This is a genomic window from Aliiroseovarius sediminis (assembly GCF_022678485.1).
GTDB lineage: Bacteria > Pseudomonadota > Alphaproteobacteria > Rhodobacterales > Rhodobacteraceae > Aliiroseovarius > Aliiroseovarius sediminis.
Map to the genome: position 1 here is coordinate 98,460 of NZ_JALBYP010000034.1, position 15,796 is coordinate 114,255.

The 15,796-nt window shown below is 57.9% G+C and carries 16 protein-coding genes, 1 tRNA gene and 1 pseudogene; 6 read left to right on the top strand and 12 right to left on the bottom strand.

The window, feature by feature from the left end; all coding sequences use genetic code 11:
- Nucleotides 1–27 precede the first annotated feature (27 nt).
- Nucleotides 28–789 carry a CAF17-like 4Fe-4S cluster assembly/insertion protein YgfZ gene (gene ygfZ, locus MN186_RS11075; RefSeq protein WP_242114436.1) on the top strand — a complete coding sequence of 254 codons (762 nt, stop codon included), beginning with the start codon at nucleotides 28–30 and terminating at the stop codon, nucleotides 787–789.
- On the opposite strand, the gene MN186_RS11080 is transcribed toward ygfZ, so the two are convergent.
- Together MN186_RS11080 and efp are read right to left on the bottom strand one after the other, a co-directional pair.
- On the bottom strand, nucleotides 780–1,325 hold the full coding sequence (locus MN186_RS11080; RefSeq protein ID WP_242114437.1) for a pseudouridine synthase: 546 nt from the start codon (nucleotides 1,323–1,325) through the stop codon (nucleotides 780–782). The two genes, ygfZ and MN186_RS11080, sit on opposite strands and share 10 nt — an antisense overlap.
- Before the next feature lie 63 nt (nucleotides 1,326–1,388).
- Entirely contained in the window at nucleotides 1,389–1,952 is a 564-nt protein-coding gene (efp, locus tag MN186_RS11085; RefSeq protein ID WP_242114438.1) for an elongation factor P, read from the bottom strand.
- 213 nt (nucleotides 1,953–2,165) lie between these two features.
- Here efp and MN186_RS11090 point away from each other — a divergent pair, with 213 nt between their 5' ends.
- The gene (locus MN186_RS11090) at nucleotides 2,166–2,483 is read left to right on the top strand and encodes a DUF6280 family protein (protein ID WP_242114439.1); all 318 of its coding nucleotides are present in this window, start codon (nucleotides 2,166–2,168) and stop codon (nucleotides 2,481–2,483) included.
- Nucleotides 2,484–2,693: 210 nt separating this feature from the next.
- Here MN186_RS11090 and MN186_RS11095 read toward each other — a convergent pair whose 3' ends face one another.
- The 3 genes from MN186_RS11095 to MN186_RS11105 all read right to left on the bottom strand — a co-directional run bounded on the left by MN186_RS11095 (nucleotide 2,694) and on the right by MN186_RS11105 (nucleotide 5,766).
- Entirely contained in the window at nucleotides 2,694–3,560 is an 867-nt protein-coding gene (locus tag MN186_RS11095) for a hypothetical protein (protein WP_242114440.1), read from the bottom strand.
- A gap of 100 nt (nucleotides 3,561–3,660) precedes the next feature.
- Nucleotides 3,661–5,055 carry a TolC family outer membrane protein gene (locus MN186_RS11100; RefSeq protein ID WP_242114441.1) on the bottom strand — a complete coding sequence of 465 codons (1,395 nt, stop codon included), beginning with the start codon at nucleotides 5,053–5,055 and terminating at the stop codon, nucleotides 3,661–3,663.
- A 57-nt stretch (nucleotides 5,056–5,112) separates the two neighbouring features.
- Entirely contained in the window at nucleotides 5,113–5,766 is a 654-nt protein-coding gene (locus MN186_RS11105; RefSeq protein WP_242114442.1) for a protein-L-isoaspartate O-methyltransferase family protein, read from the bottom strand.
- A gap of 194 nt (nucleotides 5,767–5,960) precedes the next feature.
- Here MN186_RS11105 and MN186_RS11110 point away from each other — a divergent pair.
- A tRNA-Cys gene (locus MN186_RS11110) sits at nucleotides 5,961–6,034 on the top strand.
- A gap of 1,199 nt (nucleotides 6,035–7,233) precedes the next feature.
- On the opposite strand, the gene MN186_RS11115 is transcribed toward MN186_RS11110, so the two are convergent.
- The 5 genes from MN186_RS11115 to MN186_RS11135 form a co-directional block, all read right to left on the bottom strand.
- Nucleotides 7,234–7,578, bottom strand: a complete 345-nt coding sequence (locus MN186_RS11115) for a hypothetical protein (protein WP_242114443.1) — start codon at nucleotides 7,576–7,578, stop codon at nucleotides 7,234–7,236.
- 26 nt (nucleotides 7,579–7,604) lie between these two features.
- Nucleotides 7,605–7,904, bottom strand: coding sequence for a hypothetical protein (locus MN186_RS11120; RefSeq protein ID WP_242114444.1), 300 nt, complete (start codon nucleotides 7,902–7,904; stop codon nucleotides 7,605–7,607).
- A gap of 10 nt (nucleotides 7,905–7,914) precedes the next feature.
- On the bottom strand, nucleotides 7,915–8,427 hold the full coding sequence (locus MN186_RS11125) for a methionine adenosyltransferase domain-containing protein (RefSeq protein WP_420838927.1): 513 nt from the start codon (nucleotides 8,425–8,427) through the stop codon (nucleotides 7,915–7,917).
- A 68-nt stretch (nucleotides 8,428–8,495) separates the two neighbouring features.
- Nucleotides 8,496–8,726, bottom strand: a complete 231-nt coding sequence (locus MN186_RS16635; protein WP_353890318.1) for an integrase core domain-containing protein — start codon at nucleotides 8,724–8,726, stop codon at nucleotides 8,496–8,498.
- 13 nt (nucleotides 8,727–8,739) lie between these two features.
- The gene (locus MN186_RS11135; RefSeq protein WP_242114446.1) at nucleotides 8,740–8,988 is read right to left on the bottom strand and encodes a hypothetical protein; all 249 of its coding nucleotides are present in this window, start codon (nucleotides 8,986–8,988) and stop codon (nucleotides 8,740–8,742) included.
- A 363-nt stretch (nucleotides 8,989–9,351) separates the two neighbouring features.
- Here MN186_RS11135 and MN186_RS11140 point away from each other — a divergent pair, with 363 nt between their 5' ends.
- Both MN186_RS11140 and MN186_RS11145 read left to right on the top strand, forming a co-directional pair.
- Nucleotides 9,352–10,587: a putative DNA modification/repair radical SAM protein gene (locus MN186_RS11140; protein ID WP_242114447.1), complete on the top strand. Its 1,236-nt coding sequence runs from the start codon at nucleotides 9,352–9,354 to the stop codon at nucleotides 10,585–10,587.
- Nucleotides 10,587–12,044, top strand: a complete 1,458-nt coding sequence (locus MN186_RS11145) for a UdgX family uracil-DNA binding protein (protein ID WP_242114448.1) — start codon at nucleotides 10,587–10,589, stop codon at nucleotides 12,042–12,044. The genes MN186_RS11140 and MN186_RS11145 overlap by 1 nt, the downstream gene beginning before the upstream one ends.
- A gap of 78 nt (nucleotides 12,045–12,122) precedes the next feature.
- Here the strand turns inward: MN186_RS11145 and MN186_RS11150 are convergent, their stop codons facing one another.
- Nucleotides 12,123–15,032 (bottom strand): PAS domain-containing protein, encoded by a 2,910-nt coding sequence (locus tag MN186_RS11150; protein WP_242114449.1) that lies wholly within the window; start codon nucleotides 15,030–15,032, stop codon nucleotides 12,123–12,125.
- 159 nt (nucleotides 15,033–15,191) lie between these two features.
- Nucleotides 15,192–15,373: pseudogene (locus MN186_RS11155) on the bottom strand (hypothetical protein); the annotation flags it as partial.
- A 229-nt stretch (nucleotides 15,374–15,602) separates the two neighbouring features.
- On the opposite strand from MN186_RS11155, the gene MN186_RS11160 reads away from it, so the two are divergent.
- Nucleotides 15,603–15,788 (top strand): winged helix-turn-helix transcriptional regulator, encoded by a 186-nt coding sequence (locus MN186_RS11160; protein WP_242114450.1) that lies wholly within the window; start codon nucleotides 15,603–15,605, stop codon nucleotides 15,786–15,788.
- Nucleotides 15,789–15,796 lie beyond the last annotated feature (8 nt).

A 15,796-nucleotide genomic window follows, 5' to 3' on the forward strand; every position in this document is an offset into this window, starting at 1 on the left:
TATAGAGGTGGCGACAGGAGGCACAGCATGACCACAGACACCCCGCGCACCGTATTGCGCATCACAGGCAGCGACCGCACCGAATTCCTTCAGGGACTTGTGACCAGTGACGTTGGGAAGCTCGCAGAAGGGATTGTCTATGCCGCAATCCTGACGCCGCAGGGCAAATACCTGGCGGATTTTTTTCTGGTGCCCGAGGACGATGCCATCCTGCTGGATGTCGCCACGCCGTTGGCCGCATCGCTCAGCCAACGCCTGACGATGTATAAACTACGCGCCGACGTGCAAATCGAACCGACCGAGATTACCGCCACCCGCGGCGTCGGAGACACGCCCGACGGCGCCTTTGCCGACCCGCGCCATGACGCGCTGGGATGGCGGGCTTATGACGGTCGCGCGGGGCAGGACAGCATTGATTGGGACGCTATCCGCGTCGCTCACTGCATCCCCGAAACCGGCGTGGAACTGACACCTGACACCTATATTCTTGAAGCCGGGTTCGAGGCGCTGAACGGCGTCGATTTCCGCAAAGGCTGCTATGTCGGACAAGAGGTCACAGCCCGCATGAAGCATAAGGCCACCCTGAAAAAAGGGCTGGACGTCGTTCAGGTCGACGGTGCGGTGCCCGTCGGCACGCCGATCACATCAGACAACAAGCCCGTTGGCACCTTGTTCACCCAATCCGGCGACCGTGCCATCGCCCATTTGCGCTTTGATCGCGCGGGCGAGGATATGCAAGCGGGGGACGCGAACGTTTCTTGGTCAGGACGGGCGGCGCATCAGGCATAACTCCATTGTCCAGGTGCCAGCCCCTCTAACGTCCAATCGCCTACGGCGAAGCGGATCAGGCGCAATGTCGGATGCCCCACGGCGGCAGTCATCCGGCGCACCTGCCGGTTTTTCCCTTCGCGGATGGTCAATGCGATCCAGCAATCCGGCACGGATTTGCGAAATCGCACCGGTGGGTTGCGGGGCCAGAGCCCGATGGGTTCGTCCATCCGCTGAACCTTCGCGGGCCTCGTCAGGCCATCTTTCAACACCACTCCGTCACGCAACGCCTGAAGCGCGCGGTCGTCCGGGATGCCTTCGACCTGCGCCCAATAGGTCTTGGCCAATTTGTGTCGTGGGTTAGCAATCCGCGCCTGCAAGCGACCGTCATCGGTCAATATCAACAACCCCTCGCTGTCGCGATCAAGCCGTCCGGCAGCATACACGCCCGGCAGATCGATGAAATCCGACAGGGTTTTTCGTGGCGACCCCTGGCTGCCGCTGTCGGTGAACTGTGACAGGACATTAAAGGGTTTGTTGAACAGAATTGTGGTCACGCGTTGTTCCAAAGAAAAAGGGCAGAGCAACCGCCCTGCCCTGTTCATCTTGTGTCGACTGCGCTAGGCGCGTTCAGCATATTCCATGGTTTCGGTGTTGACCACAATCGCTTCGCCCTGCCCAACGAAGGGCGGGACGGAAAGGCGCACACCATTGTCCAAAAGGGCGGGCTTGAAGCTGTTGGCGGCGGTCTGGCCCTTCACGACGGGCTCGGTTTCTTCCACCGTGCAGGTGACTTTCTGCGGCAAGGTAGCATTCAACGCCTCGCTTTCATAAAACTCGACAACGATGGTCATGCCATCTTGCAAAAACGGACGGCGTTCACCCAGAAGTTCGGCAGGCAGTTGGATTTGCTCGTAAGTTTCAGTGTCCATGAAGATCAGCATTCCGTCGTCTTCATAGAGAAATTGCTGGTCTTTCTGCTCAAGCCGCACGCGTTCGACCTTGTCCGCCGAGCGAAAGCGTTCGTTCAGCTTTGATCCGTTGCGAAGGTTGCGCAGTTCGACCTGCGCAAACGCTCCGCCCTTGCCGGGCTTGACGTGATCGACTTTGACGGCAGCCCACAGACCGCCATTATGCTCCAGCACATTACCGGGGCGAATTTCGTTACCATTAATCTTGGGCATGCATAAACCTTCGCAAAAGGTTGAACTTTGTTAGACTGCACCTATATCTTGGCGGTCGGGTTCTGGCAAGGCGACGAAATTCGCACGATCGGAGCCTTGGTATGCGCCAGTCGCATAGCAGGCATGTGGCTGAGGGGATACCGAATCGCGCGAAAACCGCCATATTGTCCTCTGTTCCGACAAGTGCAAGTGCAAGAATAACAAGGGGCGAAAATGCTGGATTCTGTAGACAGTAGTGCTTTCAACAATGAACAGGGTAACCGCGCGCGCAAGCTGTTTGCCGCTGTGGTTTTGGCCGCGTTGGATGATGCGATTTCTGACGACAAGAAATACGGAAATGGTCCCGATCAGATTGCCCGTTGGGCGCGGTCGCGCGATGGGCGCGAGGTGCTAAGCTGCGCGGGGATCGATCCTAATGAACGGGTTGTGAACGGGTTGATGGAATTTGTTTCGAAAGGTGTCCGCACCTCGGTGGCGCTGAGCCGCGAAGAAAGCGAACGCCGCAACGCCGCGCAGGCCGAAGCCGCGTAACCAGTTGTCGCCGATCCTGTTGTAAAAGTCGCGCCCCCTAGTGGGCGCGTTTTTTCGTGCGTTAACGTCACATGTTTTGGTTAGACCCCACAAGCGCCGCAGGTTGCCAATCCGGCTTGAGCGATACAAGCACCTCGCCTTGGCGCACAAGATCGGCGCCATCTGCCTTTGATCGGTCGTGCTCGACCCGAATAGATGACGGCCGCGTGATTATTCCAGCTGTTTCAAGGTCAGGGCGCGCTCGATTTCCCGGCGGACGAAACGGCGGATGGATTGCGTGATTTTCTCGCCCACCTCGCCTTGCAGTTCTTCGCGCACAAGGCGGGCCACCATGGCCTGAACAACCTCCTCGTCGATGATGTCGGTATCGTCGCCCACAATCTCGACTTCGGACGAGGGTGTAGAGGGCGCGAGCGCGGTCCGTTGCGTCTGACGCGCGGCAGCTGCGCGCAGATCCTTGTCGTCGTCGGGGTCGTCAACGGCGACAAACGGCGCTTCGGGCGCGTCACCATTGGCAGGCCAGCCGGTCGCATTGTTGGCTCCGACGATCCCTTCGTCTTCGCCCGCATGAAGCCGCGCGGCGTGGAACATCAGCACATCAGATTGCGTCGTTTCTTCGCCTTCTTCAGGTTCCCAGGCGTCGGGCTGTCGGCTCACCTTATCTTCAAAACCTGCGGCAGGGGCGCCTTGCGTCTTTTCCCCCGAACGTGGATTGGCCGCATCCGGCACCCCACCCTTGGAGGACGCAGAACGAGAGCCGCGATGCGAAAAGACCGGAACAGACGGTTTATCCTTGGACGGCTGCCTGGACGCTGATTTCGCTGTTGCGTTCGGCTCATCAGGCGATGTCGTGTCGGTCGGGGCCTTTCTAACAGCATCTGTCTCGGCTGATGTGGCCGTCTTTCCAGTCGATGCCGCAGGGGTGCCGTCGTCATGCACCCGAAACGCGGGCGTTAGAACAAGCTTTTCCGCTTTTACCGACTTATCGCGCCGGTCCGAGGCCTTGCTTTCGGAAATGAGTCGGCGAATCGAGGACAGAACATCCTCGATCTCGGTGTTGGAAACCGGGTCAGACATACGAAAACACCTGCATTATTGTTCCTTGGACCGGTCTATCCGGCCACCATTAAAAGAACATTACCGAATGAAGGGCGCTCGCACAACTGAACGAACTGTTTCACTTTTTGCCCAAAGCTTCCAACAGGCTGTCCAGACGCTTGCCCTGTGGGCTGACGCGGTGGACGGGCGCTGACTTCACAGTGTTGAAATACGCTTCGGGGTCATAGGTGACGACACCCAGCTTCAGGTGTTCGGCCGTCAACAAGCCCATCGAAGACAAGAGCGAATAGGCCGCCAGATATTGGTTCGACAGCGCCGTGATACGGGCGGCTTCAGCGTCCAAAAGCTCCTGTTCCGCATTCAGAACGTCCAGCGTCGTGCGCGAACCCAAGGATGCTTCTTCGCGGGCACCACGCAATGCGACCCGGCTTGCGCGGATTTGACGATCCGTTGCCTCAAGCGACGCAGCAGATACCGCCAACCGGGCCCACGCATTGGCGACCCCCTGATCAACCGCCAGACGGGCCTGATGAAGACCCGCGCGGGCCGCTTCGGCCTTGGCGACTGTCTTGCGGTATTCCGCAGACAGCTTGCCGCCGGAATAAATCGTGCCACTCACCGCCACACCAACCGAATTCGAGACGAAATCCTGGCCGCCGGCATCCTGCCATTTGGTTTGTGCGTTGCCAACTAGCGCTGGTTTCATCGCCGCCATCGAGATTTCTGAGGCAAGATCGGCTGCAACCACGTTATGTTGCGCGCTAAGAATGTCTGGATGGCGTTGGCGGGCGATTGCCTTGGCCGCTTCCAACGTTTTTGCCGTCATAGGCAGGCGCGGCGGCGCGGACAGGTTACCCGGCAGATTGCCGGTCGCCGCGCGGTATTCTTCGCGCGCGATATCCAGATCGCCACGGGCCGACGCTTCGCTTGCACGAGCCGCGGCCAGACGCGCCTGTGCCAGCGCAACATCTGTCTGGGTCACTTCGCCAACCTCGAAGCGATCATTTGCTGCGCGCAATTCTTGCGTCAGAACACGGACCGAATTGGCTTGAAGCTGTGTATTTTCAATCGCCGAACGGACATCGAGATAAGCCGTCACCGCCCGCAACAGGATTTGTTGCTCGACACTGGTCAGACCATCGCGAGTTGCCAACACAATCTCTTTCTGCGCTTCGACCGCAGCTTTGCCGCGCCCGAAATTGAAAATCAGAAACTCGGCGGTCAACTGCGCAGTCGTCGCCCAGGTCGAGTTGCCCGAGATGCTGGTGTTGGGGTCGGACCAGCCGTGGCTGATCATATAGGTCAGGGTTGGGCGCAACGCGGCCTGAGCGATCGCAACGTCTTCGTCCGCTGCACGCAGAAGCGCCTGATTTTGCTCCAATAATCCACTGTGCTTATAGGCGGCAACCAAGGCATCAGACAACGATTCGGCCACTGCCATCGGCGCCGAAGCGACGCACAAACCTGCCGCCAAAACGACGCCAGCCCATTTCTTTCCAAAACCTGTGGCCATGTTAATACCTTGTGTTTGCCACGTATATGGTGGCCTGTTGATCGGTTCTACGTGAACTTACAGAACAAATTCCTGCGGTTTTTGAAACCCGTCGATCACGGGCGCGCCTGCCGTGAAACTGTGGCGCCAGAGCATGGTCCCGTCAATCTTATAGCCAATCTTGACGGTGCCCAGCATACCTTCGGCAAAGATACAGCAGATGCGCCCGCCATCTTTCAATTGGTCGGTGATCGTAGCAGGAACAACCTCGACCGCACCCTGGATCAAAATCACGTCATAGGGGCCGTTCTTGGCGTTTCCGTCCACCAGCGGGCCGGAGATGACGGCGACATTGTCAGCGTTATGGTCAGACAAGGTAGCCTGCGCCTCGCTCGCCATCCTTTCGTCCTCTTCCACCGCAACGACGAAATCAGCCAAAAGCGCGATCACTGCGGCGCTATACCCGAGCCCGCAACCCAGATCCAACACCATCTCGTCTGGCTGTATATCAACCGCTTCCAGCATCTTCGCCAAAGTGCGTGGCTCTAACACGACACGACCGCCGTCAAGTGCAATATTCTCGCCCATATAAGCCGCTTCGCGCTTGGCATCCGGCACGTAATCCTCGCGCGGCACCGAAAGCATGGCATCAATAATCGGAAATTTCGTCACATCCGATGGGCGAACCTGAGTGTCCACCATCATCGTGCGGCGCATGGCAAAATCGGTCATGTCTAGCCTATCTATTCTGAGACGTCGGGTTTCTATTGCCACAGATGACCGGACACAGCAATCCCGCAACGCACCTTCTGGCAAAGGTGTCACACCTATTCGACAGGTCAGGCCAGATAGTTTTGCACCCCGCTCCCGTTCCGGGCTGGACAACCCCCCGCAATTGGCGCTACAGAACGCCCAACACCACGGATGGCGAGTTGGCGGAGTGGTGACGCAGCGGATTGCAAATCCGTGTACACCGGTTCGATTCCGGTACTCGCCTCCAATGAAATCAACGGCTTGCGCAGCACCTAGACATTTGAGCGGTTTTAATGGTCACCGCCGTGTCGGTTTCGTCTGCAATCAGTAGTGGTGAATCGCGACGACTATACTGTCACTATGACGCACTGCCCCCACCGACGTGCTGCGGGTAGATGTAGACTACCTCCCGAAAAATGGGCCCACGCAGGCAGACATCGGATCCGCCGCCTGGTGGGGATCATGGGGTTGCAGGCTATCTACAAAAGCCCAAATACGAGCAGGAAGCATATGCAGTGCATTTCACCGACGACCAGCCTCGTGATCAACACCTGCTCATACCAAATACCAGTGGATTTCTGGGCACTCCAAACTTTGACGACGAATTTTAATTTTAGAAATTTTTTATCAACGTTCTCAGGCGTAACGATAAATAGAGGCTTGGACCTGTCGCTCTTTAGTGCCGCCCCCGGTGCTCGTTTGAATGCACAGTTTTTGACAATCGTTGGTATGGTTTTTGGGCCGATATAGCCTGAGGCAATTGATAGAGCTGTCTTGAGGCCCTATTCGGCGTTACTATCTCTACGTTGGGATTTTTAACTGCCTCTTTCTGCCCAGGTCCAAATTCTTCAGAGCCAAGCACTGACGCACCAAAATATCCGGGTCCTCCGCAAACACTACACAATTTTCGGATGTAAAACCCGGTGGCCCCTGAACTTCGCTGTAAACTGCTTTTCCACCTGAGTAAATTAGCAGGGCACAAAGTTCTGAAATTTGAGGAGGTTCTTCCAGATCGGTTAGATAACCTTCCTACACACCGCCGTAGATCTCGTCAAAAGTAATATCTATGTCCGCCACCAGATGATTGCAGTCGGCTTCCATTGCCAAGCCGCAGATTGGGCATTTTATGTCATTCAAGATGATCCTCCTCTGATCTTATCTTTGAGATTGGCTAACTTTGAGATCCCGTGTCAACGTCCGGGAAGCTTCACGACTGGAAGGGCTCCCAGAAGATTCAAGGACATAACCTGAATCGTGCAGATGCCGAGATCGGGAACGAATGTATAGACACCTTCCCGAACACCGGCAGGCCTTTCCTCAAAAAGGCACCCATTTACCGGTCAACAAAGGAGACAAATTTGGGCCATTGAGCAATATGTAGAACGGAATGAGTGAATTGGCTGCAAGTGACCAGGTCAGACATCAGCATGCCAAAGCAGCCATTCATCAAGGTAAAAGCGAAAGATGAATGAGGGGTGGCACATCTTCGTCGCCATAGCTCCCCTTGTTCGACAGCGGGTCAGGCGCCCGATACCAGGCAGATATTGGCTCTCCGCGCAGAAATCTGTCTGCGCGGAGCAGGAGTTTCTGATCTACTTGAATTGTGTGTATTTGTTTCAAAAGCACTGTCCGTTTCGCCAAGTCCGACGCAATTGACCCTCCAAGAATAAGCGGTTTGGGCACGTCGGGATATTGCTTGGATATGATCTTGTAAAATTGATGCCAGCGCTTCGGGTGGACCCTGTCTTCCGAGATGACAAATTCAATCAATGCCTTTGCTTGCTCATTCATAGTGAAACCTCCTGATGACACATCTTTTATTTCATCGGCACAGATGTATAGAGGCCGCCCTCGCTCATGCCGATCCAACGTCGATTAAGGGCATGACCCAGTTTTCGGCAAATCGAGACGACGGCCTTCCGATCATGGCTCGCTATTTGAATAAGCAACGTGGGAAGTTCCTTTCCTTCGAAGATTCCGCGGGCAGGAAGTATTGTGAACGATGGAAACTGCTCTCCTACGATTGCTAATATCTGTTTTTCTTCGACTTCAGTGAAGGGTTTGAAATCGTTGTTACCAGCATAAATGGAATAAAGCGGTGCGTCGGTTAATGGCATGTTCGTCACCTTAAGAAATAGCTGTTTCAGTCAAAGTAACTGATGCGGGGTTGAACTTTAGCGCAGCCTCCCAAGGCAACCCTCGATGACCAAAATGCCCTAAGACTGCGGTTTGCCGAAATATCGGGGTGCGTAATTGCAGCCGCTCGATGATAGAGGCAGGACGCAATGCATCACCGATGTTAATGCCCAATTCACTATAGCGGACCAACGGCGAAGCGCCGCACCCGGTGCCAAAGGTTTCAAAATCCACTGCCACGGGATGTGCTTGTCCGATGGCATAGGCAGCGCGAACCTCGCAAGCTTCGGTCCAACCACGTGTGACGACATCGCGCGCCAACTGGCGCACAGCATAAGCGGCGGAGCGATCAACCTTAGTAGCATCTTTGCCAGAGAAGACCCCGCCCCCGTGACGCGCCATGCCACCATAGGTGTCGACGATGATCTTTCGTCCTGTCAGTCCCGCGTCGGCGACAGGTCCGCCCGAGATAAATGTCCCGGCAGGGTTGATGTGTAGGATCACGCCCTGCTGGAAATACGGTCCAAGCACAGGTGAGCTACTCCCCATTATTGGACGGGTTCTGGCGTAAATTAAGCTACTCTTTGCACCTGCTGATCGGGGTTGGTTGTTTCATTTCGCTGCCAGTAGATCACAGCGGGTGGTTTGCCGCCAAGGGCGGAATGTGGGCGGTTGTGATTGTAGAAATCGACGAAGGCGCCAATCTGGCGTTCGAGATCGTGGCCTGCCGCTGAAAATCCATCCACCGGAACCGGAGCCCTTTGGGTTGATACGCCGATTGACGCAGGTGGAGCAAACGACATCCGCGCGGAGCTTTCAGATGGCGCAGCGCGGGTGTCGGTTGCGGAGCTGAACGATCAGATATGTTCTGTCGTCCTGCTGGTAGCGGTTAGCGGTAAGTTCGAGCCAGCGTTTCTCGTTCGGGCTGTCACAGGGATATTCACAGCGAAACGTGGTGACGGTCTTGAGCGACGCGCTGAGCCCGTCCGCGACGATCCGCGCGGCGGTACTCGAGGAACCCTCGGCAGGTGCGCAAACCGCCAAATATTTCTGCCGATCGGACAACTGCCCGGTTCTCCGCCATTTTCCACGCGAAATTTCTCCCAGGCGGCATTCGCGGCAACGATGCAGCCGGCGGCGTCCAGCATTGCGACTTCGTCATCGAGAGCATTCAGAACACTCATGATAGAGGACACCATGTCCGTGTTGACGGTCTTCCGAATCGGAGCATTCCTTGGGTTGTACCGTGCGGCGACACGCAATTTCGCTAATCTAAGCGCATCAGAGTAAGGTAAAACCCACTGAGACGCAATTTGTTGTCAATGAGCGGCTGTGTGTGGTTGCCCGGTGCAGGCAACATCACGCACAGTCGAACAGATCGGCGACTTCTATGGTGACAGGTCGAAAGAAAGAACATATGCAGAACAAATGGCGAAGCAGACACTCGATCAGAAACTGGCGATTCTCAGCGATGCGGCGAAATACGACGCGTCTTGCGCGTCTTCGGGCTCGACTAAGCGCCATTCGCGCGATGGCAAGGGGCTTGGCTCTAACGAGGGTAGCGGCATCTGTCACGCCTATGCCCCGGACGGGCGTTGTATCAGTCTGCTGAAGATCCTGATGACCAATTTCTGCATCTACGATTGCAGCTATTGCATCAACCGGGTCTCGTCTAACGTGCCCCGCGCGCGATTCAGCGTCGATGAGGTGGTGCGGCTGACCATCGAATTTTATCGGCGCAATTACATCGAAGGACTGTTCCTGTCGTCAGGCGTGATCCGCTCGCCCGACGCGACGATGTCGGACATGGTGCAGATCGCCCGCAAGCTGCGCCATGAGGAGAACTTTCGCGGCTATATTCACCTCAAGACGATCCCCGACGCGTCCCCTGAATTGATCGAAGAGGCCGGTCGGCTGGCTGATCGCCTGTCGATCAACGTCGAATTGCCAACGGATGCCGCCGTAAAACAATACGCCCCCGAGAAAAAGCCCGAGCAGATTCGCCGCGCCATGGCCAACGTCTGCATAGCCAAGGACGCCTCCGGGGAAAAGACACATACTGGCAAACGCCCGCCCCGCTTTGCGCCGGCGGGGCAATCCACGCAGATGATCATCGGCGCGGACGGATCCAACGATGCCACGGTTCTGGGGCAATCGACGCGGCTTTATTCAAGTTACAAGCTCAAGCGGGTGTATTATTCCGCTTTCTCGCCCATTCCTGACAGCTCTGCCAAACTGCCGCTGATCCGCCCGCCCCTGCAGCGCGAACACCGGCTCTATCAGGCCGATTGGCTGCTGCGGTTTTATGATTTCCAACTGGACGAGATCACCTCGGTCACCCGCGATGGCAACCTTGATCTGGAGATCGACCCCAAGCTGGCTTGGGCGCTGGCGCATCGTGCAGTGTTTCCGCTGGATGTGAACCGCGCCAGTCGCGAAATGCTGCTGCGGGTGCCGGGGTTCGGGGTCAAGACGGTGAACCGGATCCTGACGACGCGCCGCCACCGCGCGCTGCGCTATGAGGATCTCATGCGCATGGGTGCCCTGATGAAAAAGGCGCGGGCTTTTATCACCGCAGGGGGCTGGACACCGGGCGGCCTGACCGACAGTGCCGATCTGCGCGCGCGGTTCGCCCCGCCGCCCGAACAATTGACGCTGTTCTGATGCACCGGGTCAGCCTGCCCCCTGTCGGCACCGCCAAGGCCTGGCGCGAGGCGGCGCGCGGATTTCTGGCCGCGCGCGTGCCGCCCGAGCAGATCATTTGGGGCGATCACGCCGCCGCGCCCGATCTGTTCGGCGATGCCAGCCTGCCGCCTGCAGGCGGACCGGTCTCGGTGCCGCGCAGCTTTGTCACTATGGCCGAAACCGTCGTCTGGCACAGCGACCCAGAGCGTTTTTCCCGGCTCTATGCCTTTTTGTGGCGTCTGAAGGATGCGCCGCATCTGATGACCGACCGGGGCGATGGCGACCTCGCGCATCTGCGCCAGATGGAAAAGAACGTGCGCCGCTGCCAGCACAAGATGAAGGCCTTCGTGCGTTTTCGCGAGATCGGCGCGCCCGATGCGCCCCGCCGCAGTTTCGCCGCATGGTTCGAGCCCAGCCATCACACGGTGGAGCCAACCTCCGATTTCTTTGTGCGCCGTTTTTCCGACATGGATTGGCGCATCCTCACCCCCGATGTGTCGGCTATTTTCGAGCAGGGCAAACTGTCATTTCAAGAGGGCCACACCAAGCCAGACCTACCCGAAGACGCGGGCGAGGCGTTGTGGATCACCTATTTCCAGAACATCTTTAACCCCGCGCGGCTGATGGTGAAGGCGATGCAATCGGAAATGCCTAAGAAATACTGGAAAAACATGCCCGAGGCCGCCTTCATCCCCCAGATGATCGCCGACGCCCCTGCCCGCGCCCGCGCCATGGCCGAAGCCGCCCCCACCCTGCCCCCCGCGCGCATGGCGCAGGTGCAGGCGCAACTGGCGTCCCACGCATCCGCCTGGGACGGCCCGGCCGAAGACCTCCCGAAAGCGATCCGCGCCTGCACGCGCTGCCCGTTGCATTGTCACGCCACACAGGCCGTCCCAGGCGAAGGCCCTGCCAAGGCCGATCTGATGGTGGTTGGCGAGCAGCCCGGCGATATGGAAGATCTGACCGGGCGGCCCTTTGTCGGCCCCGCCGGACAGATGTTCGACAGTATCGCCGCCGAGGTCGGGCTGAACCGCAAGGCCGCCTATGTCACCAACGCGGTCAAGCATTTCAAATTCACCCCGCGCGGCAAGCGACGCATCCATCAGCGCCCCGAGACGTCCGAGATCAAGCATTGCCGCTGGTGGCTTGATGCCGAGATAGCGCAGGTGCGGCCCAGACTGATCCTCGCCATGGGCGCAACCGCGGCGCAAAGCCTAACTGGCGACGGCACGCGCATTCTGGCCCGACGCGGCACGGTCGAGACGCTTCCGGATGGATTACCAGTGCTTATCACATTGCATCCCTCGTACCTGTTGCGGGTGCCGGATCCGGCGGTGCGAGACAGAGCAACGGCGCAATTCAGGCAGGACTTGCTGACAGCCGCCGGGATGATCGCGCAGCATGCTTCCTGCAGCCGCGAAGACATGCCGCACTGAAGCTGACGAATTGCAATCATTCGGATCGCTCGAAGTCTGCTTTAATCGATGTTGCGAACAAGGCCCCTGACATTCGGCTCACCCGGAATTCAACAGCGCATCAATGGCATTCTCCAGAGCGGTGGTCCCGAACGGTTTGCTTACAATCTTGCAGTTTCCCAAGATTGCAGCCGAAGGGACGTCCACGCCGCCTGTTGCAAAGATCACCGGCAGGCCCGCACAGATGTCCCGCGCGTTCCGTGCCAGGTCTTCACCCGATTGATCAGGCAATCCGACATCTGTGATCAATACATCCAGAGGCTCGGTTTTCAGCAAACCGAGAGCCTCGCTTGCGGTTGCTGATTCCAGAACCTCGTATCCGGCATCGCGCAAGCCCTCTGCAATATCCATCCGGATCAGGGCATCATCTTCGCAGATCAGAATACGCTTTTCCCGCGGCTCTGGCGGATCCTTGGTATCGGGTGCATCGGGAATTGCCGGCGCTTCCGGGGAAGCCGGGGCCACCGACGCGCCATGGCAACCAAGAACCTCGCGGATTTTCTGCGCCAACTGCAACTGCGTATAGGGCTTTTCGATCAACTGGACGCCTTCATCCAGGCGGCCATCATGCACGATGGAATCTTGCACGAAGCCCGAGGTGAACAGCACCGGCACATCGGGCCGGATCAGGCGCATCCGTGCCGCCAGATCCTGACCAGTCGCCTTCCCCGGCATCACCACATCGGTGAGCAGAAGATCCATGTGCTGGTCGCCCGCCAGCAGGTCCAGCGCCTGTTCGACGCCGGATGCCTGAAGGACCGAATACCCAAGATCGCTCAGCATGTTGAAAGCGACATCGCGCACCTCGTCGTCGTCTTCGACCAGCAGGATCGTTTCCGACCCGCCCAAACGTTCACCTTCCCCGGTGCGCGGTGGCACCTGCTCTGCTTCAAGAGAGCGGGGCAGATAGATGTTGATTGCGGTGCCGACCCCGACCTTGCTGTTGATCGTGATGTGGCCGCCCGACTGTTTGGCAAACCCGTAGACCATTGACAGTCCAAGACCCGTGCCGCGACCATCGGCCTTTGTGGTGAAGAACGGTTCGAATATTTGCTCGGCGGTCTCTGGATCCATGCCACAGCCGGTATCCGTTACCGTCAGACAGACATACTGTCCGGGTTCCGTGCCCGGTTGGGTTTGCACGAATGCTTCATCCAGACTTGCGTTGTCCAGACGGATCGTCAGCTGTCCCTGCCCATCCATCGCGTCGCGGGCGTTGATCGCGAGGTTCAGCAGGGCATTTTCCATGCTGTTGCGATCAACACTGGTATTCCAGAGCCCGTCGTCAAAACGCGTTTCGAGTTCCACACCGTCGCCAATGGCGCTGCGCAGGATATCGGTGGTTTCATTGACCAGCCTGCTCAGGTCGGTGGCCACCGGGGAAAGGGGCTGCTTGCGCGCAAATGACAACAGTTGAGAGGCCAGCGTGGCACCGCGCTCGACGCTTCTCATGGCTTGATCCAGTCGCACCTTCGCAGGATGCCCTGGCGGTAAATCCCGCGTTGCAGACTGTATGTTGCCCAGCATGATCTGAAGCAGGTTATTAAAATCATGCGCAATTCCGCCAGCAAGGCTGCCGATCGCCTCAAGCTTCTGGCTCTGGCGCAGAGCCGCGTTCAATTCCTCCAGCTCGCGGTTGCGCCGCGCCACCCGCTCTTCCAGAGCCGCATTGAGCTTGGCGATTTCAGCTTCGATGTTCTTGCGCTCTTCGATATCGGTGTTGGTGCCGACCCAGCCAATCAGCGTGCCGTCATCAGCGTGCAACGGCGATGCCCGCACGATATGCCAGCGATAACTGCCATCGGCCTTGCGGATACGGAATTCGTTTTCATAAGCAACACCTTCCCGAATTGCTGCGGTCCATATTTCCGCTGCTGCTTCAAGGTCGTCGGGGTGCAGCACCCGGACCCAGTCCGAGCCGTAAAGCTCACCTTCGCCAAGACCCGTGAATTCATAGAGCCGATCATTCAGCCAGTTCAGCCCACCGTCCTTCTCGGCGGTCCAGACGTGGTTCGGCATCGTTTGCGCCATGATCCGGAACTTTTCCCGCCTTGCCGTAAGCTCAGCCTCGGCAACCTTCTGACCCGTTACATCGTGCCCCTGGACGAAGATCCCCACTGGCGCACCAGTGACGTCTTTCAGGGGATGAAAGATGAAATCGACGAAACGCTGTTCCGGCCGGTCGTCGAGCAAAGCCTGAAGCTGCACTGGCATCGCCCTGAATGAGACCGGCTCACCTGTTCGATACACTTGGTCGAGCAGCTCGAAAAAACCCTGGCCCTCGACTTCCGGCAGTGCCGCACGCACCGGCAGACCGATGATATCCCGCCCCCCGATCAGCTCTGTATAGGCCGTATTTACGATCCGGAACACATGCTTCGGTCCATTCAGAACCGCCATGAAGCTCGGGGCCTGATCGAAGGCGGACTGAAAGAACTCTGTCATTGTGCTGAGGGCAAGGTTCTCGTTCGCGACAGCTTCCGTCCGGTGCATCAGCGCGGCACCTCGGGCAAGGCCTTCGGGCCCGGTCGTCTGCTCGCCGCGATGCAGATCGGTGACATCCACCGTGTTCTGCAAGATGAATTCCACCCGACCGTCTTTGTCCAGGATCGGGGTATGCGTTGCGCTCCAGTATCGCTGGACAAGAGTGCCATCCGCCGACCTGATGGGATAGAGAATCAATGGCAGATGATCGGCCTGCCCGGTTTCCAGCACACGCCGGAAAGACCCGCTCAGCACCTGATCGGAAACTGAGTCTGCGGGTGTCGGGAAGGCTTCGGACATGAGGCGCCCGATGACCGCGTCCCGCCTGCGTCCTGTCACCTCGAGGTAGACGTCATTGGCCCAGATGATCCGCAGATCGGGGTCAAGTAGAACGTAGGGCGAAGGCGACCTCGCGAAAAGAGCGTCCAGATCAATCTGCATGGTCAGAATCCACAGTATCTTCAAGAGGTGGATTTACCTCGGAAACCTCACCAAAGCTATATGTAGAAAATAATCAGGAGAAACCGGTTCTGACATAGGACGAGCCTCCGCTTCCAAGATTGCACCGCGCGTGGCTCGCACCCGCAGCGGTTTCACACTATCTGTCGATTCTGTGACAAACAATCATTTGCTCCCGTAGAAAGCTTGGCTTGGACCACCGCGCGAACGCCTCTTCGTCCAGGCCTCGCGGATTTGAGACGGCGCAGGAAGAACCTTCGCCAACTTCCTGAGGTTTTGGGCGTTGGCGGCGAGCAGGAATTAGCTATTTACGCCCCGAGGGGTCGTAGTCGGAGACGCCCAAGACCAGCTTCGATCAATGGCTTCGGCCAGCAGATGATCTACCGACATTTCCATAAATGACCACAGCCAAACAGAGTTTACCGCGATGAGCGTAGAAAAAAGCTCCCACTGCCTGTGACAGTGAGGGCCTGCGCTGTATGAAAGGGCCGAGGCTGCGATGATGTCAGACCGGTATCAGCCCTCGCGCCTGGGCGGCAAATTGAACTTCGGTGCCTTGGCCCGGGCTTTGGTGTGTTGCGGCGCACGATCACGGGGATTTCGCCCAAGGTCCTGACCCAGCGCCTGCGTGAGCTGGAGGCGGATGGTCTGGTCTGGCGCGAGCAGGAAAACACGATCCCGCCCAAGGTGACCTACGGGCTGACCAAGACAGGCTTCGCCGTGCATGCCGTCCTGAAAAACATCGAGAAGATCGAGGTTTGAGCCGGAGC